An 18248-nucleotide genomic window follows, 5' to 3' on the forward strand; every position below is an offset into this window, starting at 1 on the left:
ACTGACACTCCCTCATCGGGGGCAAGCCCCCTCCCACATATTCAACCCTGCCCGCTTAAGATTCTCTTGCCAGGCTTGGTGCCAATCAGCCTGGCCTGCCCATCCTTCTGCTTTCCCGTCCGCGCCTCGCTGATCAACCCCGGTATCAACTTGCCCTCCGGCAGGTTCTTCCAGAACCGGCTGGGCAAATGCCCTTCCATCACCTTGGGGTTCAACCGTGCCGGGTTGAAGATATGGCTGTAATAGGTCAGCCACATCGCGCTATGGGGGTCCTCGACATTCTGCGCCAACTGCCGCCACGCCTCGGGGCACTCGCGCTGGTGGATCAACTGCTCGCCATCGTAGTAAACCCCATCCAACGGCGTGGCGATCATCCAGCGATGACGGCCCATGCGCCCGATAAAATGTTGGCTGGCGGATTTCAGGATGTCATGGGCCGGTTCATGCCAGGCCACGTATTCCGGCAGTTCCGGCCCCGCTCCCGCCGGCAGCGCGATAAACCGCACAAATGCATGCAGGTGGTGCGCCTCGCGGCTGACCTGCTTGATCCGCCGCTGCAACTCGCTGCCCAGCTTGTCCCCGGCCAGCATCGCGGTGCGGTCGCCATGGCTGACGCGCCACAGCACCTCATACAGCAGGCTCCAGCGTTGGTCGCCGTGGTAGCAGGCAGCCGATTCCAGCAGTTCCAGCAGGGCCTTGGGCACTCGCGTCTGGAAAGGCCCGGGCGCCTCGGGAATCGACTGGTCAGTGGCAAACAGGTCCGCCACCTCCGCCTCGCCCCAGCTCACCTGACTGGGGTCGACCTGATGGCTGAGCAGCCAGCGTGCCTGGTCGCGCCAGGTGGCGAACAGGTTGTCGCATTCCAGGCTGATCACCCCCACAACCCCATCTGCTCGGGTTGCGGGCGGTCGCGCAGTTGCTCGCGCAACAGCACGCTGGTGCTGTCGGCCTGTTGCGGATGGTAGTCGCTGGTGATGAAAAACGGCTTGGCCTTGGCCAGCACGCAGCGCATGCGCGCCAGGTCTTCGAAGCGGATCTTGCGTTCGCGGCGCAGGTCCACCAGGCGCTGGGTGGTGCGCAGGCCAATGCCTGGAATGCGTGCGATCAAGGTCGGTTCGGCGCGATTCAGGTCCAGGGGGAACACATCGCGGTTGTCCAGGGCCCAGGCCAGCTTGGGGTCGATGTCCAGGGCCAGGTGGCCGGGACCTTTGAACAGCTCATTGGCGTTGAACCCATAGCTGCGCAACAGGAAATCGGCCTGGTACAAGCGGTGCTCGCGCATCAGCGGCGGCGCGGCCAAGGGCACGCTTTTCGGGCTGTTGGGGATGGGGCTGAACGCCGAGTAATACACGCGACGCAGCTTGAAGTTGCCGTACAACGCCTCGGCACCGTGGAGGATGGTGCTGTCATCGGTGTCGTCGGCGCCGACGATCAGTTGCGTGCTCTGCCCGGCCGGGGCAAAACGCGGTGCACGCGGTTCGTTACGGACCGTCTGCTCGCCAGTGTAGATGGTCTGCATGGCCTGCTTGATCGAGACGATCTTTTTTTCCGGCGCCAGGGTCTGCAGGCTGGCCTCGGTGGGCAGCTCGATGTTCACGCTCAGCCGGTCGGCATAGCGCCCGGCCTCGGCGATCAGCGCCGGGTCCGCGTCGGGAATGGTCTTGAGGTGGATATAGCCGCGAAAGTCGTGCTCTTCGCGCAGCAGCTTGGCCACGCGAACCAACTGCTCCATGGTGTAGTCGGACGAACGGATGATGCCGGAGCTGAGAAACAGCCCGCTGACGCAATTGCGCCGATAGAAATCCAGGGTCAGGGTCACCACCTCCTCCGGGCTGAACCGTGCGCGTGGCACGTCGCTGGAGCGGCGGTTGACGCAGTACTGGCAGTCGTAGAGACAGAAGTTGGTGAGCAGCACCTTGAGCAACGACACGCAACGCCCGTCCGGCGTATAGCTGTGGCAGATGCCCATGCCATCGGTGGAACCCAGCCCCGTCTTGCCCTCGGAACTGCGCTTGGGCGCGCCACTGCTGGCGCAGGACGCGTCGTACTTGGCGGCGTCGGCGAGAATGCTGAGTTTTTCGATCAACTGCATGGAGGGCTACCGATACTGGTTTTTTGTACAGTATCAGGCAGCCCTCCCGGTCACAAGCGCAGTTGGTCAGCTGGCGGTGGCAAGCAACAGGTCCTGCACCGAGCGCCCCTTGCCGCGCCCACGGTCCAGGGCATACAACGACGCCGCAATTTCATCGGCGCGGATCGGCAGCACCGACAGCAAGGTGTCGCTCAAACCGTGGCTGGCCTGGCTGAAACCCTGGATGTAGATGCCGGCGTTGCATCGCTCGTCGGTGACGATGCGGTAGTCGCGCGCTACATCGAAGTCGCCCAGGTAGTCTTCCAGCGGCGCGAGCAAGGCGCGGTGCGTCTGGCGCTCGTAGCCGGTGGCCAGGATCACCGCGTCGTAATGGTTGAGGCAGGTTTCGCCGTTGGCGTTGTTGCGTAGAGCCAACTCGATGCCCAGCGGGCCCGGCGTGGCCTTCTCGACCACGGTCATGGTGCGGAACGCCTGGCGGGCGATGCCGGAAACTTTCTGGCGGTAGAAAATGCCGTAGATGCGCTCGATCAGGTCCAGGTCCACCACCGAATAGTTGGTGTTCTGGTACTCGGCCACCAGGCGCTCGCGCTCGGCGCCCTCCTGCTGGAACACCAGGTCGGTAAAGGCCGGCGAGAACACTTCGTTGACGAACGGGCTGTCATCGGCCGGCTTGAGCGCCGAGCCGCGCAGGATCATGTCGACCTGCACCGACGGGAAGCTGTCGTTCAGGTCGATAAAGGCTTCGGCCGCACTCTGGCCGCCGCCGATGATGGCGATGCGCATGGCCTTGCCGTCGACACACGGCTGGCTGGCCATGCGCTCCAGGTATTGGGAATGGTGGAACACCCGGCTGTCGCCTTTGAGCGCGTTGAACGCCTCGGGAATACGTGGCGTGCCACCGGCGCTGACCACCACCGAACGAGTGGTGCGCACATGCTGCTCGCCCAGTGCATCGCGGGAGATCACGCGCAGGGCTTCGACCTGCTGCTGGTGCAGGATCGGCTCGATGGCCAGCACCTCCTCGCCGTAGCGCGCCTGGGCCTGGAACTGGCCGGCGACCCAGCGCAGGTAATCGTTGTACTCCATGCGGCACGGGTAGAAGGTGCCCAGGTTGATGAACTCCACCAGGCGGTCGTGGGCTTTCAGGTAATTGACGAAAGAGTACGGGCTGGTGGGGTTGCGCAGGGTCACCAGATCCTTGAGGAACGAAATCTGCAGCTCGCTCTGGGTGACCAGGGTATTGCCGTGCCAGCGGTAGTCGGCCTGCTTGTCCAGGAACAGCACGTCCAGTTTGCCCTGGGCCTTTTCGCGCTCCTGCAGGGCGATGGCCAGCGCCAGGTTCGAAGGGCCGAAACCGATACCGATCAGGTCGTGAACCGCGGGCGAAGCAATTGCCTGTGTCATTCCAGTGTCCTCTGGATAAGCCCCTTGGCGGTGGGGCGGGAATACCTTTCAAGGCCTGCACATCAGGCCGTGTGTTGATAGGAAACGAGGACAGTGAAATAAAATTTAACCAATCATTGATCAGTTCGCTTCCCACTCGCGCATGCGCACCCGGCAGTGCTTCATGGCGTTGACGATGTGTTTTTCCACAAGGGCGCGGGAAATGCACAGGCGTTCGGCGATCTGCAGGTGAGTGAGGCCGTCGAGTTTGCGCAGCAGGAAGCTGTCGCGACAGGCCGGCGGCAGCTCGGCCAGGGCGCGTTCGAGCAGTTCCAGGCGCTGGCCGTGGTCGTGGGTGGTGTGCGGCGAACTGCTGGCAAAGCGTTCTTCGGCATCGAGTACGTCCAGCGGTTCGACCTGCCGCAGGGCGTTGCGCCGGTGGCCGTCAATCACCAGGTTAAGCGCGGTGCGGTATAAAAAGGCACGGGGTTGTTCGATGGGAGTGTCGCTGGAACGTTCCAGCACCCGGACATACGCGTCATGCACCACATCCTCGGCCACCTGACGGTTGCCCAGCTTGGCGTTGAGGAAACACACCAGCTCGCGATAGTAGTTTTCCAACATGACTCCCGGCCGCGGGGTGGCGGCATTAGGTCCCCGGGTGCAAAAAAGACAGCGTTCAGGTGATGGCAGTTTGAGTGTGTGCAATTTATAGTAATTCTCATCTACTTTTAAAGCAGACTCGCATCAACGGACGATTTTTTTCTTCAAGGGAGCTGTAACTGCTTATGTAACCGCCTAAATCCCCGCGCAATTCTCTCGTTTACTTGTCAGCTCCCCGCAACTGCGGTCCGAACTTTCCTGGCTGGAAACCCACGCATGAAACGCCCTCGACCCGCCCGACGCGCCTTGCTCGTTATCGCGTGCCTGATCCCCATTATCGCCGTCGCGGCCTGGCAGGTGCTGCCGCCGGGGCGTGACACCCTCACCACCGTCAGCGTCACCCGCGGCAATATCGAAAACAGCGTGACCGCCCTGGGCACCCTGCAACCGCGTCGTTATGTGGACGTGGGCGCCCAGGCATCGGGGCAGATCCGCAAGATCCACGTCGAGGCCGGCGACCAGGTGCAGGAAGGCCAACTGCTGGTGGAGATCGACCCGTCCACGCAGAAGGCCAAGCTCGACGCCAGCCGCTACGCCATCGAAAACCTCAAGGCCCAGTTGCAGGAGCAAAAGGCCCAGCACGAACTGGCGCGCCAGAAATACCAGCGCCAGCAGCGCCTGGTCGCCGGCAACGCCACCCGCGAGGAAGACGTACAAACCGCCAAGGCGGAACTGAGCGCCACCCAGGCCCGGGTCGATATGTTCCAGGCGCAGATCCTGCAAGCCCAGGCCAGCCTGCGCAGTGATGAAGCCGAGTTGGGCTACACGCGGATTTATGCGCCGATGACCGGCACCGTGGTCGCGGTGGACGCACGGGTCGGCCAGACCCTCAACGCGCAGCAGCAGACACCGTTGATCCTGCGGATCGCCAAGCTGTCGCCGATGACCGTCTGGGCGCAAGTCTCGGAAGCTGATATCGGCCACGTCAAACCGGGCATGACCGCCTATTTCACCACCCTGAGCGGCGGCAACCGGCGCTGGACCAGCACCGTGCGGCAGATCCTGCCGATCCCGCCCAAGCCGTTGAACGAAACCCAGGGCAGCGGCAGCCCCAACAGTTCGAATAAAAGCGGCAGCGGCCGCGTGGTGCTGTACACCGTGTTGCTGGATGTGGACAACAGCGACAACGCGTTGATGGCGGAAATGACCGCCCAGGTATTTTTCGTCGCCAGCCAGGCCCAGGATACGCTGACGGCGCCGATCGCTGCGCTACAGGGCACGGCCAACGCCAACCAGCAGATCGCCCGGGTGGTGGGCAAGAATGGCCGTATCGAGCAGCGCCAGGTGCAGGTCGGCATCAGCGACCGCTTGCGCGTGCAGGTACTCGACGGCCTGAACGAAGGTGATCAACTGCTGGTCGGCCCGGCCGATGGCAACGGGGGTTGAGGTGAACACGCCCCTGATCGAACTCAAGGACATCCGCAAGTCCTACGGCGGCGGCGACAGCCCGCAGGTCGACGTGTTGCGCGGCATCGACCTGGCGATCCATGCCGGGGAATTCGTCGCCATCGTCGGTGCCTCCGGCTCCGGCAAGTCCACGTTGATGAACATCCTCGGTTGCCTTGACCGCCCCAGCACCGGCGACTACCTGTTCGCCGGGGAAAACGTCGCGCACCTGGACAGCGACGAACTGGCCTGGCTGCGCCGCGAAGCCTTTGGTTTTGTGTTCCAGGGCTACCACCTGATCCCCTCGGGCTCGGCCCAGGAAAACGTCGAGATGCCGGCGATCTACGCCGGCATCAGCGCCGCCGAACGCCATGCCCGCGCCAACGCCCTGCTCACCCGCCTGGGCCTGGCCGAGCGCACCGGCAACCGTCCGCACCAGCTGTCCGGCGGCCAGCAGCAGCGAGTGTCCATCGCCCGTGCGTTGATGAACGGCGGCCATATCATCCTCGCCGACGAACCCACCGGCGCCCTCGACAGCCACAGCGGCGCCGAGGTCATGACCCTGTTGGACGAACTGGCCAGCCAGGGCCACGTAGTGATCCTGATTACCCACGACCGCGAAGTGGCTGCGCGGGCCAACCGTATCATCGAAATTCGCGATGGCTTGATCATCAGTGACTCGGCCAACGACAGCGACACCAGGCCCGTAGCCACCACCGGGGCCCTGCAAGCCGTGGACCTGCGCCAGCGCCTGGCCGACGGCGCCGAGCACAATGGCGCCTGGAAAGCCGAACTGGTGGACGCGGTGCAAGCTGCCTGGCGTGTGATGTGGATCAACCGCTTCCGCACCGCGCTGACCCTGCTGGGCATCATCATCGGCGTGGCGTCAGTGGTGGTGATGCTGGCGGTAGGCGAAGGCAGCAAGCGCCAGGTCATGGCGCAGATGGGGGCGTTCGGCTCCAACATCATCTACCTCAGCGGTTCATCGCCGAATCCGCGCACGCCGCTGGGGATCGTGACGCTCGATGACGTGCATGCGCTGGCGGCCCTGCCGCAGGTGCAGCGCATCATGCCGGTCAACGGCAACGAAGCCGGGGTGCGTTTCGGCAATGTCGACTACATGGCTTACGTGGGCGGCAACGACACCAACTTCCCGGAGATTTTCAATTGGCCGGTGGTCGAGGGCAATTATTTCACTGCCGCCGACGAGCGTGCCGCTGCCACCGTGGCGGTAATTGGTCATCGTGTGCGCGAGAAGCTGTTCAAGGGCGAGGTCGACCCCATCGGCCAGTACATCCTGATTGAAAACGTGCCATTCCAGGTGATCGGCGTGCTGGCGGAAAAAGGCGCCAGCTCCGGCAACAAGGACAGCGACGATCGCGTTGCCATCCCTTACACCGCCGCCAGCGTGCGCCTGTTCGGCAGCTACAACCCCGAGTATGTGGTGATCGCCGCGGCGGACGCGCGCAAGGTCCGCGAGGCCGAGGTGGCCATCGACCAGTTGATGCAAAAGCTGCACAACGGCAAGCGCGACTATGAGCTGACCAACAACGCCGCGATGATCCAGGCCGAGGCGCGCACGCAGAACACACTGTCGCTGATGCTCGGTTCGATTGCCGCGATTTCCCTGTTGGTGGGCGGCATTGGCGTGATGAACATCATGTTGATGACTGTACGCGAGCGTACCCGTGAAATCGGTATCCGCATGGCCACCGGCGCACGCCAGCGCGACATCCTGCGTCAGTTCCTCACCGAAGCAGTGATGCTTTCGGTGGTCGGCGGCCTGTGCGGCATCGCCCTCGCGCTGTTGGTGGGCGGCGTGCTGGTGCTGGCCAAGGTGGCGGTGCAGTTTTCCCTGGTGGCGGTGTTCGGTGCATTCGGTTGCGCCCTTGTCACCGGCGTCGTATTCGGCTTTATGCCGGCCCGTAAAGCTGCCCGGCTCGATCCGGTCAAGGCGTTGACCAGTGAATAAACGATCCCTTTACCTGCCCGGCCTCTGCGTATTGCTCAGCGCCTGCACCGGCAACCCGCCTGCCATCGACAGCGGCATTGCACCGCCGGCTGCCTGGCAATATACCGAGCGCAGCGCCGCCCAGGCCACCCAGCAGCAATGGTGGACCCAGTTCGGCAGCCCGCAGCTCAATCGCCTGGTCGACCAGGCCCGCCGGGACAGCTTCGACGTGGCCGCCGCCACGGCCCGCGTGCGCCAGGCCCAGGCCAGCGCAGTGATCGCCGGCGCGCCGCTGCTGCCGGAGGTGAAATTCAACCTCGCCACCAGCCGCCAGAAATTGCTGCGCGGCCCGGGTGGCCCGGACCTGGACGCAACACGCAGCGATGATACCGTCGATAACTACAGCGCCAACCTCACCGCCAGTTACGAGGTGGACTTCTGGGGTGGCCGCGCCGCCGCCCGCGACAGCGCCTTACAGAGTCTGCGCGCCAGCGCGTTCGACCGGGCCACGGTGGAACTGACCCTGCTCAGCAGCGTCGCCGACCGCTACGCGCAAACCCTGGCCGCCCGGCAGCGCGAGCAGATTGCCGAGCTGAACCTGGCCAATGCGCGCAACGTGCTCGCGCTGGTGCAGACCCGCTATGACGCCGGCTCCGCCACCGCGTTGGAACTGGCCCAGCAAAAAAGCCTGGTGGCCAGCCAGCAACGCCAATTGCCGCTGATCCAGCAACTGAGCGAAGAATCGCGGATCACCCTGGCCGCCCTGCTCGGCCAGCCGGTACAAGGCCTGGACCTGGGCTCCGAGAGCTTCCAGGCGCTGACCTGGCCAACCATCGGCGCGGGCATGCCCAGCCAACTGCTCAGCCGCCGCCCCGACCTCGCCAAGGCCGAAGCACAACTGGCGGCGGCACAGGCCGACGTCACCGTGGCCCGCGCCGCCATGCTGCCTGCCATCACCCTGGGCGCAACCCTGGGCTCGGATGCCTACAAGGCCCTGGATATCCTGCGCAGCCCCTACTACACGCTGACCGCCGGCCTGGTCGGCCCGATCTTCAACAACGGCCGTTTAAGCGCTGAACGCGACAAGGCCCGCGCCCGCCAGGATGAACTGCTGCAAACCTATCGCGGCGCGATCATCAACGGTTTTGCCGATGTGGAAAAAGCCCTCAGCAGCATCACCCGCCTCGACCAGCAACGCGAATGGCAGCGTGAAGAACTGCAACAGGCGCAGACGGCGTTCCAGATTGCCGAAAGCCGCTACCAGGCCGGCGCCGAAGACCTGCTCACCGTGCTGGAAACCCAGCGCACCCTGTACGCGGCCCAGGACCAGAACGTGCAACTGCGCTTGTCACGCCTACAGGCCAGTATCGCCCTGTACAAAGCACTGGGTGGTGGCTGGCAGACGGAGATCCGATAAACAAAACTCCAATTTCATACAACAGACGTTCTTTCAGCCTACATTCTTCGACCCAAGGTCCTTGGTAAAAAAGCCGCTATCACACGGTTGCCCGGGACCTCTCGATGACTTCTGCAAAACACCTGACGGGCGCCTGCCTCTGGCTGATGGCAAACCTTGCTACAGCCCAGCCGTTGATCCCACCCACTGCCATCGACTGGTTGCTGGACTGTCCCCTGCCCTCCATTGAACGCCTGGACCCTGCGGTACTGGAACGGACCCAATGCGGCACCGTGAGCGTACCGCGCAATTATGCCGCACCCCGCCAGGGCAGGTTGCGCTTGTACGTAACCCGCGTCGGGGCCCGCGACCCGTTGAACCGTGAAGGGGTGATCATTGCCCAGGCCGGCGACGCGGCCAAGAAGACTCAGGTCGGCACCTTCGTCATCCACCTGGCCAGCCTGTGGGGCTCCCACTCCCACCCAGCCTATCGCCGGCTGGTCGACCGTTATGACGTCATCGAGCTCAGCACCCGCGACCTCAGTACCGACAATGGCATCGAGCAGGCAGCCCAGGACCTGGAGTTCGTACGTACCCAACTCGGGGAAGCTCAATTGCGTTACCTGGGCAATGCCGACAGCGCACGCCTGGGCAACCGCTACGCCACGCTGTTCCCCGAGCGGGTCACGCGCATGGTACTGGTCAACGCGCACGCGAGCGAAATGGCGGCGCCCTTCGTTGAACAACTGCGCCTGAAAGACTCGTCCACACAAGACTCCAGCAGTTGCATCAACCGCTGGGTGGGCGACTTCCTGATCTACGGCAAGCAACCTCCACGCTCCACGCGCTGCCTGGATTCCGCCGAAGGACAGTAACCCCCTGTTTGCGACCTGTTGTCCTCAAAAACGACACCCGGCGTTGACGTTGGGGGTCGATCGTTATTAAGTGCTATTTATCCGCATTAATACGATAAATCGAACCCATGCTAAGCCGCCCGCTACGACGCAAACGCCAGAAGCTGTCCGATGTGATTGTCGAGTCGGTCAAGCGCTCCATCGTCACCGACGCCTTGAAGCCCGGCGACCGCCTGCCCACCGAACGTGAGTTGATGGAAAGCTTCCAGTGCTCCAAGGGCTCTGCCCGCGAAGCACTCAAGGCCCTGGAAGTGGAAGGCCTGGTGAGCACCCGCACCGGCCCCAGCGGTGGCGCCTACCTGAACCAGGCCGGCACCGAACCGGCCAGCCGCGCATTGCGCAACTACCTGCACTTCCAGCACCTGGACGGCGAACAGGTGTACCAACTGCGCAAAGTCATCGAAGTGGAACTGGCGGTGTCGGTGCTCGGGCGCCTCAGCGAAGACGACTACCAGGCCCTGCAAGACAACGTGGACTTCTGCAGCGCCCCGGAAGACAGCGAGGCCGGCCAGCGCGAACAACGCCTGGCGGAGCTGGAGTTCCACAACCTGCTGGCCAAGGCCTGCCCCAACCCGCTGCTGAGTTTCATGGCGCAGTTTCTCAACGACCTGCTGCGCGACCTGGTGGTGCTGAAAAAAGCCTACAAGCCCAAGCGCAAGCAGTTCGACGCGGCCAACCTGGATTATCACAAGCAGTTGCTGATCGCCTTTCGTGCCGGGGATGAAAGCGCGGTACGCAGCTTGATGCATGAACACATGTGCGATGCCGAACACCACATGACCGCCCTTGAAGGCCAGGTCAGCCCGCATTTTCTACTGGAGTTCGATCACTCTTAAAGAACACCACAGACCCCATGTGGGAGGGGGCTTGCCCCCGATGACGCCAGCACATTCAACATTAATGTCGACTGACACACCGCTATCGGAGGCAAGCCACCTCCCACATGTGGGCTGCATTTCAACCACACATCGTTTCATCCAATAACAGGCCTGCCCACAGGCCCTTGCTCCACCGTATCGCCATTGCCACTCCTGCCAATAACTAAACCAGGGAGTCACCCCATGCAGCGTCGTACGTTGTTGAAAGCCAGTCTCACCGCCGCAGCCGCCCTCAGCCTCCCGCTGAGCGTGCGCTCGGCATTCGCCGCCGAGCCCTTTACCTTTTACGGCCTCAAGTCCATGTCTGGCGCGTTTGCCAGCTATGGCAAGTTTGCCGACATGGGTTCGCGCCTGGCGGTGGAGCAGTACCCGCAGGTGCTGGGTCGCCCGTTGAACTACAAGGTCATCGACACCGAAGGCAACGCCGGCAAGGCGGTGCGCAAGGTCCAGGAAGCCATCCAGCAGGACGGCGCGCGGTTCTTCCAGGGGTGCACCTTGTCCTCGTCGGCACTGGCGGTGGCCAAGGAAGTCGACAAGGTCGGCGGCGTGTTCATGACCCCGGTGGGCGCCGATGAAGTCACCGGCAAGGACTGCAACAAGGCGACGTTCCGCTGGTCCGTGCCCACCTACGGCGCAATCCGCGAAACCATGGTGCCGCTGATCAAACTGCTGCCCGACGCCAAGCGCTGGTACACCATCACCCCGCAATACGTGTTCGGCGAAGCCCTGCTCGAAGGCGCCAAAAACGTGCTCAAGGAACACGGCCTGGAACACGTCGGCAACAGCTACCACTCGTTGCAGGAACAGGAATTTTCCGGCTACCTGACCAACGCCATCTCGACCAGACCCGACGTGCTGGTGCTGCTCAACTTCGGCAGCCAGTCGTCCAACACCCTGCGCCAGGCGGTCAACTTCGGCATCAAGGAGCGCATGAAAGTGCTGCTGGTGTGGTCCGCCGGACTCGACCAATTCCAGGAACTGGGCAGCGATGTACTCGAGGGCGTGTACCTTGGCGCACAGTACTGGCACCAGGTCGACACCCCGCTCAACCGTGAACTGGTCAAGCTGACCCAGGCCAAGTACGGCATCAACCCCACCTACCCGCTGGCCGCCGACTACATCAGCACCAGGGTCATGCTCGAAACCATCATCGCCACCGGCAGCTTCGACGGGCCGACCGTGGCCAAGGCCATGCAGGGCCTGAGTTTCGAAGGGCCCACCGGCAAGGAATCGATCCGCGCCGGCGACCACCAGGTGATCAAGGACTACTACCTGCTGATCGGCAAGGCCAGCAGCGAGATGGCCGACAAGGACGACCTGGCCAAGGTGCTCAGCGCCGGCCAATCGTTCCCGCCGGTGGACGCCACGGGCTGCACGCTCGGCTGATCCCCTGAATTTTGTAGCGCAGGGCCGCGCAAGCGGCGTCCTGCCGAGGGTTCCTGCATGCTTAATCTTTACCTGTTCCAGATCCTCAACGGCCTTGGGCTGGGGATGATCTACTTCCTCATTGCGGTCGGGCTGACGATCATTTTCGGCCTGCTCAACTTCGTCAACTTCGCCCACGGCGCGTTCTTTCTGCTGGGTGCCTACATCTGCTACACCGCCGTGAGCCTCACCGGCAACTTCTGGCTGGCGTTGCTGATCGCGCCACTGGTGGTGGCTGCACTGGCCTGGGTGATCGAGCGCCTGTTGATCCAGCGGATCTACCACTTGCCGCACATGTTCCAGATCCTGGTGACCCTGGGGATTGCACTGATCATCCAGGAGGCCAGCGTGATGATCTGGGGCCCGGTGGGCAAGAGCGTCGCGGTACCGGAACTGCTGCGCGGCGTGCTGGTGGTGGGTGACTTCGTGTACCCCTACTACCGCCTGTTCCTCATTGTGTTTTCCGGGCTGGTCGGCCTGGGCCTGTGGTTGCTGCTGGAACGCACGCGCTTCGGTGCCCTGGTGCGCGCCGGCAGTGAAAGCACCGAAACCGTGTCGCTGCTGGGCACCAATATTTTCCGCCTGTTCTCCATGACCTTCGCCCTCGGCGTGGCCCTGGCCGGCGTCGCCGGTGTGCTGTTCGCACCGTTGCGCGGCGCGCAGCCCTTTGTCGGCCCGGAGATCCTCGGCGTCGCCTTCGTGGTGGTGGTGATCGGCGGCATGGGCTCGTTCAGCGGTGCGCTGGTTGGCGGTTTGCTGGTGGGCGTGGTGCAAAGCCTGATGACCACACTCTGGCCCCAGGGTGCGAGCCTGATGATCTACGGCGCGATGGCCGTGGTGATTCTGGTCCGTCCCTACGGCCTGTTCGGGAGAGCCTGACATGAGCGAGAAAAATCCCCTGCCGTTTGCCAAGACGCAATCGCGCGCAATGCTGCTGTGGGTGTTGGCGGTATTGATCGGCCTGCCGCTGATCTTGCCGTCGGCGACCCTGGCCACCGAGATCCTGATCTTTGCCATGGCCGCCCTGGCCTGCAACCTGTTGCTGGGCTACACCGGGCTGCTGTCGTTCGGCCAAGGCATCTTCTTCGGGGCCGGCGCGTACTGTGCGGCGCTGCTGATGATCCACCTGCAACTGGGCCTGTTCACCGCGTTGCTCGGCGCCGCCATTGCGGGTGGGTTCCTGGCCTTGCTGGTGGGTGCCCTGGCGATCCGGCGTACCGGTATCTATTTCGTGATGCTGACCCTGGCGTTCAGCCAGATGGCGTATTTTGTCGCCTACACCCTCAGCGACTGGACCGGCGGCGACAACGGCCTGCTCAGCGTGCCGCGCCCGGAAATCCGCCTCGGCGACACCGTGCTGCTGTCCCTGGCCGACGCCCGCGCGTTCTACGGTTTTGTCGCGGTGCTGTTCCTGCTGATCTTCATCGGTGCGCGCCGGGTGATCGCCTCGCCGTTCGGCAGCACGCTGATGGCGATCCGTGAAAACGAAACCCGCGCCTCGGCCATCGGCTACGACACGCGGCACTTCAAGATCCTGGTGTTCGTGCTGTCCGGCGCCGTCACCGGGATTGCCGGGGCGCTGTACGCCATGCTGCTGCACTTTGTGCCGCTGTCGAACATCGACCTGGCGATGTCCGAGAACATCCTGATCATGACCATCGTCGGCGGCACCGGTTCGCTGTTTGGCTCGTTGCTGGGCGCCGGTTCCATCGTGCTGCTCGGGGATTTCCTCTCCGACCTGTGGCCGCGCTGGCTGATGCTGCTGGGGGTGATCCTGATCCTGGTGGTGATCTTCATGCGCGGTGGTTTGTGGGGCGGCCTGGCGTCGCTGTTCGAGAAGGTACGCGGCAGCCGCAAGAACGTGGTTATCGCCAAGGAGGAAGGGCTATGAGCATCCTGCTGGAAACCCAGGACCTGGAACTGGCCTACGGCGCGTTCCACGCAGTGAATGGCGTCAACCTCAAGGTCGAGGCCGGCACCATCCACACCATCATCGGCCCCAACGGTGCCGGCAAGACCAGCCTGTTCCACTGCCTCACCGGCGAGCGCCAGGCCACCGCTGGAGCAATTCATTTCGACGGTAAAAACCTGATGCGCAAGCCCGCCCACGGCCGTGTGGGCCTGGGCATGGCGCGTTCGTTCCAGCTGACCAGCCTGTTCCAGAACCTCAGCGTGCGCGAGAACCTGCGCCTGGCCGCTCAGGGCCGTGACGGCGCACGTGCCCTCAACTTCTGGCGTCGCGTGGACAGCCAGCGCGAACACCTGGAGATGGCCGACCAGGTGCTCGAACGCCTGCAACTCACCGCCCGCGCCGACACCCTGGCCGGCGAGTTGTCCCACGGCCAGCAACGGGTACTGGAGGTGGGCATGTCGATCTGCTCCAAGCCGAAACTGTTGATGCTGGATGAACCCACCTCGGGCATGGGCATCGACGATATCCCGATCATGACCCAGTTGATCAGCGACCTCGGCCGCGATCACACCGTACTGCTGATCGAACACAACATGAGCATTGTCATGTCCATCAGCCAACGCATCACGGTGATGAGCCACGGCCAGATCCTGGTGGAAGGCACGCCGGAATTCGTGCGCGCCGATGAACGTGTGCGCACCGCATACCTTGGGGAGGCTGCCTGATGCTGATCGTCGAGAATATCCATTCCTACTACGACAAGAGCCACGTGCTGGAAGGCGTGTCGCTGACCGTCAACCCCGGCGAACTGGTAACGCTGCTGGGGCGCAATGGCGCCGGCAAGACCACCACCCTGCGCAGCATCCTCGGCATCATCTGCCCGCGCCAGGGCCAGATCCACTTCAACGGCCAGGCGCTGGTCGGGCAGAAGATCTTCGAAATCGCCCGTCAGGGTTTGGCATTGGTCCCGGAGAACCGTGGGATTTTCCGCTTGCTCACCGTCGAGGAAAACCTGCGCATCGCCGCACGCAAGACCAGCCGCTGGCAACTCGAAGACGTGTACGCCATGTTCCCGCGCCTCAAGGAGCGCCGCAAAAACGCCGGCCATGCGCTGTCCGGCGGCGAGCAACAGATGCTCGCCATCGCCCGTGCGCTGCTCAACGACCCCAAGCTGCTGATCCTCGATGAACCCACCGAAGGCCTGGCCCCGGTGATCGTCGACGAACTGGTGAAAATCCTGCGCAAGGTCAAGGACGATGGCCTGCCGGTGCTGCTGGTGGAACAGAACCTGATGGTCTGCGACAAGCTCGCCGACCGCCATTACGTGCTTGAACAGGGCCGTGTCGTCTACGAAGGCAGCGCCGAAGCCTTCCGCGCCGACCCTACGATCAAAAACCGTTATTTGGCCCTGAGTGCCTGACCGGAGATTGCAGATGAACAGTTTTGCGCAACCGCTCCAGAGCAACGCCCTATTGATCAACCGCGACCGCCTGTGGCAATCGCTGATGGACCTGGCCCGACTCGGCGCCACCGCCAAGGGCGGCGTGTGCCGCCTGGCCCTCACCGACCTCGACCGCCAGGCCCGCGACCTGTTCGTGCAGTGGTGCGAGGCCGCCGGGTGCAGCGTCAGTGTCGACGCCATCGGCAATATCTTTGCCCGCCGCGCCGGGCGCAACCCCGCCCTGCCCCCGGTGATGACCGGCAGCCATATCGACACCCAACCCACTGGCGGCAAGTTCGACGGATGCTACGGGGTGATGGCCGGGCTGGAAGTGATCCGCACCCTGAATGACCTGGACATCGAAACCCAAGCGCCGATTGAAGTGGTGGTGTGGACCAACGAAGAAGGCTCGCGTTTTCCGCCGTGCATGATGGGCTCCGGGGTATTTGCCGGTAAGTTCGACTTGCAGGACACCCTCGACAAAGTCGATGACCGGGGCCTGTCGGTGGGCGCCGAATTGCAGCGCATCGGTTACGCCGGTTCCCGCGCCGTGCTCGGCCACCCGGTCGGTGCCTACTTCGAAGCACATATCGAACAAGGCCCGGTACTGGAAGACCAGGCCACTACCATTGGCGTGGTCATGGGGTGCCTGGGGCAGAAGTGGTTCGATCTGACCCTTACCGGCGTAGAGGCCCACGCCGGCCCGACGCCGATGCACCTGCGCAAGGACGCCCTGGTCGGCGCCGCCGAGGTGGTCAGCGCAGTCAACCGCATCGCCCATCAACAGCAGCCCCACGCCTGCGGCACGGTGGGTTGCCTGAGCCTGCACCCTGGCTCGCGTAACGTGATTCCCGGCCAGGTGCACATGACCATCGACCTGCGCCACCTGCACGCGGACAAGCTGCAAGCCATGGTCGACGAAGTGCGCGGCGTGATCGAAGCCACTGCCCAGCGACACGGCCTGACCTTTGAGCTGACGCCTACCGCCGACTTTCCACCGCTGGACTTCGCCCCGGCCTGCGTCAATGCGGTGCGTGACGGCGCCGAAGCCTTGGGCCTGAGCCATATGGACATCGTCAGCGGGGCCGGGCACGACGCGATTTTTGTCGCCGAACTCGGCCCGGCCGGCATGATCTTTGTGCCGTGCGAAGGCGGCATCAGTCATAACGAAATCGAAAACGCCGCGCCGGATGACCTGGCAGCCGGCTGCGCGGTATTGCTGCGCGCCATGGTCAATGCGGCACAGGGGGACGTGGCATGAGCGAGATCGGCCAACTGACAGCGGTGCAACTGCTGCAGCATTTTCGCGACCAGACCTTGTCGCCGGTGGAAGTCACCGAGGACGCTTTACTGCGCATCGAGCGCTACAACCCGGTGGTGAACGCCTATTGCCACGTCGACCCGGAAGGTGCGCTGAACGCCGCACGCGCCTCGGAACAACGCTGGCTTAAGGGCCAACCCTGCGGGCCGTTGGACGGCGTGCCGGCGTCGATCAAGGACCTGACGCTGACCATCGGCATGCCGACCCGCAAGGGCTCGCGCACGTCATCCGCCGAAGGGCCCTGGGACGTCGACGCGCCTTTCACGGCCTTCATGCGCAAGGCCGGCGCGGTGCTGCTGGGCAAGACCACCACCCCGGAATTCGGCTGGAAAGGCGTCACCGACAACCCGCTGTACGGCATCACCCGCAACCCCTGGGACACCCGCACCACGGCGGGCGGCTCGTCCGGCGGCGCGGGCGCAGCGGCGGCGTTGAACCTCGGTGTGTTGCACCAGGGCAGCGACGCCGGCGGCTCGATCCGCATTCCCTGCGCGTTTACCGGCACCTTCGGGATCAAGCCGACCTTCGGTTATGTGCCGCAGTGGCCGGCCAGCTCCATGACCATTCTGTCGCACCTGGGGCCGATGACCCGCACGGTGGAAGACAGTGTGCTGATGCTGCAAACCATCGCCCAGCCGGATACGCGCGATGGCTTGATCGGTGCTCCACGCACCACACCATGGCTGACGCCGAGTACGGATTTGAAAGGGTTGCGTGTGGCCTACAGTCCGAACTTCGGTTACGTGAAGGTCGACCCACAAGTGGCCAAGGTGGTCGCGGAGGCGGTGCGAGGCCTGGAACAACTGGGCGCCCATGTCGAGCAGATCGACCCCGGTTTCAGCGACCCGCTGGACGTCTTCAGCACCTTGTGGGCAGCCGGCGCGGCACGCCTGACCGGCGCCATGAGCGAGACACAAAAACAACTGCTGGACCCCGGACTGTCAAGGATTGCACAACGCGGCGAACAGTTGAGCCTGGACGACTTCAGCGCCGCCCTTGAAGCCCGCGCCGCATTGGTGGCGCGCATGGCCGCGTTCCATGAGCATTACGATGTGCTGGTGTCGCCGATGATGCCGATCACCGCATTCGAAGCCGGGCACGACGTACCGCCCGGCTCCGGCTTGCAGGCATGGACGCAGTGGACGCCCTTCACCTACCCCTTCAACCTGACCCAGCAACCGGCGGCATCGGTGCCGTGCGGGCTGGCGGCGAATGGCTTGCCGGTGGGCTTGCATGTGGTGGGCGCGCGGTTTGCCGATGAGCAGGTGTTGAGGGTGTGCCAGGCGTATGCAAAGGCATTTCCGACCAAGCACCTGCAAGCGCCAATCATCAGAACACCGTAGGACCCAATGTGGGAGGGGCTTCACGCCGATGGTCCTGGCCTTATCTGGCTAAGGACGAACACTGCAACTGTGGGTACTTTTCGCCAGTTCTACCTAAAGACCTTGGAAGCAAGCCTTCTCCCACCGTTTCGAGCGCATTCCAT

At 63.7% G+C, this 18248-nt stretch carries 16 protein-coding genes; 12 read left to right on the plus strand and 4 right to left on the minus strand.

Annotation, left to right across the window (positions count from 1 at the left end; genetic code table 11):
* Positions 1-41: 41 nt before the first annotated feature.
* The 4 genes from BM026_RS08535 to BM026_RS08550 all read right to left on the minus strand — a co-directional run bounded on the left by BM026_RS08535 (position 42) and on the right by BM026_RS08550 (position 4099).
* Complete coding sequence (locus tag BM026_RS08535; RefSeq protein ID WP_092244641.1) at positions 42-875, minus strand: TIGR03915 family putative DNA repair protein; 834 nt, start codon at positions 873-875, stop codon at positions 42-44.
* Complete coding sequence (locus BM026_RS08540; protein WP_092244638.1) at positions 872-2092, minus strand: putative DNA modification/repair radical SAM protein; 1221 nt, start codon at positions 2090-2092, stop codon at positions 872-874. The genes BM026_RS08535 and BM026_RS08540 overlap by 4 nt, the downstream gene beginning before the upstream one ends.
* Positions 2093-2158: 66 nt before the next feature.
* Positions 2159-3496 (minus strand): lysine N(6)-hydroxylase/L-ornithine N(5)-oxygenase family protein, encoded by a 1338-nt coding sequence (locus BM026_RS08545; protein ID WP_093528053.1) that lies wholly within the window; start codon positions 3494-3496, stop codon positions 2159-2161.
* 120 nt (positions 3497-3616) lie between these two features.
* Positions 3617-4099, minus strand: coding sequence for a sigma-70 family RNA polymerase sigma factor (locus BM026_RS08550; protein ID WP_093528056.1), 483 nt, complete (start codon positions 4097-4099; stop codon positions 3617-3619).
* A 255-nt stretch (positions 4100-4354) separates the two neighbouring features.
* Between BM026_RS08550 and BM026_RS08555 the strand changes: the two genes are divergently transcribed.
* The 12 genes from BM026_RS08555 to BM026_RS08610 all read left to right on the plus strand — a co-directional run bounded on the left by BM026_RS08555 (position 4355) and on the right by BM026_RS08610 (position 18105).
* Complete coding sequence (locus BM026_RS08555) at positions 4355-5524, plus strand: efflux RND transporter periplasmic adaptor subunit (RefSeq protein WP_092244633.1); 1170 nt, start codon at positions 4355-4357, stop codon at positions 5522-5524.
* A complete protein-coding gene (locus tag BM026_RS08560; RefSeq protein ID WP_139217545.1) occupies positions 5508-7496 on the plus strand; it encodes a MacB family efflux pump subunit in 1989 nt (662 codons plus the stop codon). Before BM026_RS08555 ends, BM026_RS08560 begins: the two co-directional genes overlap by 17 nt.
* Positions 7489-8892: an efflux transporter outer membrane subunit gene (locus BM026_RS08565; RefSeq protein WP_093528062.1), complete on the plus strand. Its 1404-nt coding sequence runs from the start codon at positions 7489-7491 to the stop codon at positions 8890-8892. The genes BM026_RS08560 and BM026_RS08565 overlap by 8 nt, the downstream gene beginning before the upstream one ends.
* 104 nt (positions 8893-8996) lie before the next feature.
* Positions 8997-9746 (plus strand): alpha/beta fold hydrolase, encoded by a 750-nt coding sequence (locus BM026_RS08570; RefSeq protein ID WP_093528064.1) that lies wholly within the window; start codon positions 8997-8999, stop codon positions 9744-9746.
* A gap of 107 nt (positions 9747-9853) precedes the next feature.
* Positions 9854-10621: a FadR/GntR family transcriptional regulator gene (locus tag BM026_RS08575; RefSeq protein ID WP_015884774.1), complete on the plus strand. Its 768-nt coding sequence runs from the start codon at positions 9854-9856 to the stop codon at positions 10619-10621.
* A 225-nt stretch (positions 10622-10846) separates the two neighbouring features.
* Positions 10847-12049, plus strand: a complete 1203-nt coding sequence (locus BM026_RS08580; RefSeq protein WP_092244625.1) for an ABC transporter substrate-binding protein — start codon at positions 10847-10849, stop codon at positions 12047-12049.
* A 57-nt stretch (positions 12050-12106) separates the two neighbouring features.
* Entirely contained in the window at positions 12107-12967 is an 861-nt protein-coding gene (locus BM026_RS08585; RefSeq protein ID WP_015884776.1) for a branched-chain amino acid ABC transporter permease, read from the plus strand.
* Position 12968: 1 nt separating this feature from the next.
* Complete coding sequence (locus BM026_RS08590) at positions 12969-13979, plus strand: branched-chain amino acid ABC transporter permease (RefSeq protein WP_093124359.1); 1011 nt, start codon at positions 12969-12971, stop codon at positions 13977-13979.
* Complete coding sequence (locus BM026_RS08595; protein ID WP_071492108.1) at positions 13976-14725, plus strand: ABC transporter ATP-binding protein; 750 nt, start codon at positions 13976-13978, stop codon at positions 14723-14725. The genes BM026_RS08590 and BM026_RS08595 overlap by 4 nt, the downstream gene beginning before the upstream one ends.
* On the plus strand, positions 14725-15420 hold the full coding sequence (locus BM026_RS08600) for an ABC transporter ATP-binding protein (protein ID WP_028617000.1): 696 nt from the start codon (positions 14725-14727) through the stop codon (positions 15418-15420). The genes BM026_RS08595 and BM026_RS08600 overlap by 1 nt, the downstream gene beginning before the upstream one ends.
* A 13-nt stretch (positions 15421-15433) precedes the next feature.
* Positions 15434-16702, plus strand: coding sequence for a Zn-dependent hydrolase (locus tag BM026_RS08605; protein ID WP_092244616.1), 1269 nt, complete (start codon positions 15434-15436; stop codon positions 16700-16702).
* The gene (locus BM026_RS08610; RefSeq protein WP_093528067.1) at positions 16699-18105 is read left to right on the plus strand and encodes an amidase; all 1407 of its coding nucleotides are present in this window, start codon (positions 16699-16701) and stop codon (positions 18103-18105) included. Before BM026_RS08605 ends, BM026_RS08610 begins: the two co-directional genes overlap by 4 nt.
* The last annotated feature ends 143 nt before the right edge of the window (positions 18106-18248 follow it).

Source organism: Pseudomonas sp. NFPP24 (assembly GCF_900112095.1).
In the GTDB taxonomy this organism is placed as follows: Bacteria; Pseudomonadota; Gammaproteobacteria; order Pseudomonadales; family Pseudomonadaceae; genus Aquipseudomonas; species Aquipseudomonas extremorientalis.

Bases quoted from the DNA above. Each gene is read 5' to 3' on its own strand.
- BM026_RS08540 (WP_092244638.1), bottom strand. From the start codon at position 2,092: ATGCAGTTGATCGAAAAACTCAGCATTCTCGCCGACGCCGCCAAGTAC.
- BM026_RS08545 (WP_093528053.1), bottom strand. From the start codon at position 3,496: ATGACACAGGCAATTGCTTCGCCCGCGGTTCACGACCTGATCGGTATC.
- BM026_RS08550 (WP_093528056.1), bottom strand. From the start codon at position 4,099: ATGTTGGAAAACTACTATCGCGAGCTGGTGTGTTTCCTCAACGCCAAG.
- BM026_RS08555 (WP_092244633.1), top strand. From the start codon at position 4,355: ATGAAACGCCCTCGACCCGCCCGACGCGCCTTGCTCGTTATCGCGTGC.
- BM026_RS08560 (WP_139217545.1), top strand. From the start codon at position 5,508: ATGGCAACGGGGGTTGAGGTGAACACGCCCCTGATCGAACTCAAGGAC.
- BM026_RS08570 (WP_093528064.1), top strand. From the start codon at position 8,997: ATGACTTCTGCAAAACACCTGACGGGCGCCTGCCTCTGGCTGATGGCA.
- BM026_RS08575 (WP_015884774.1), top strand. From the start codon at position 9,854: ATGCTAAGCCGCCCGCTACGACGCAAACGCCAGAAGCTGTCCGATGTG.
- BM026_RS08580 (WP_092244625.1), top strand. From the start codon at position 10,847: ATGCAGCGTCGTACGTTGTTGAAAGCCAGTCTCACCGCCGCAGCCGCC.
- BM026_RS08585 (WP_015884776.1), top strand. From the start codon at position 12,107: ATGCTTAATCTTTACCTGTTCCAGATCCTCAACGGCCTTGGGCTGGGG.
- BM026_RS08590 (WP_093124359.1), top strand. From the start codon at position 12,969: ATGAGCGAGAAAAATCCCCTGCCGTTTGCCAAGACGCAATCGCGCGCA.
- BM026_RS08595 (WP_071492108.1), top strand. From the start codon at position 13,976: ATGAGCATCCTGCTGGAAACCCAGGACCTGGAACTGGCCTACGGCGCG.
- BM026_RS08600 (WP_028617000.1), top strand. From the start codon at position 14,725: ATGCTGATCGTCGAGAATATCCATTCCTACTACGACAAGAGCCACGTG.
- BM026_RS08605 (WP_092244616.1), top strand. From the start codon at position 15,434: ATGAACAGTTTTGCGCAACCGCTCCAGAGCAACGCCCTATTGATCAAC.
- BM026_RS08610 (WP_093528067.1), top strand. From the start codon at position 16,699: ATGAGCGAGATCGGCCAACTGACAGCGGTGCAACTGCTGCAGCATTTT.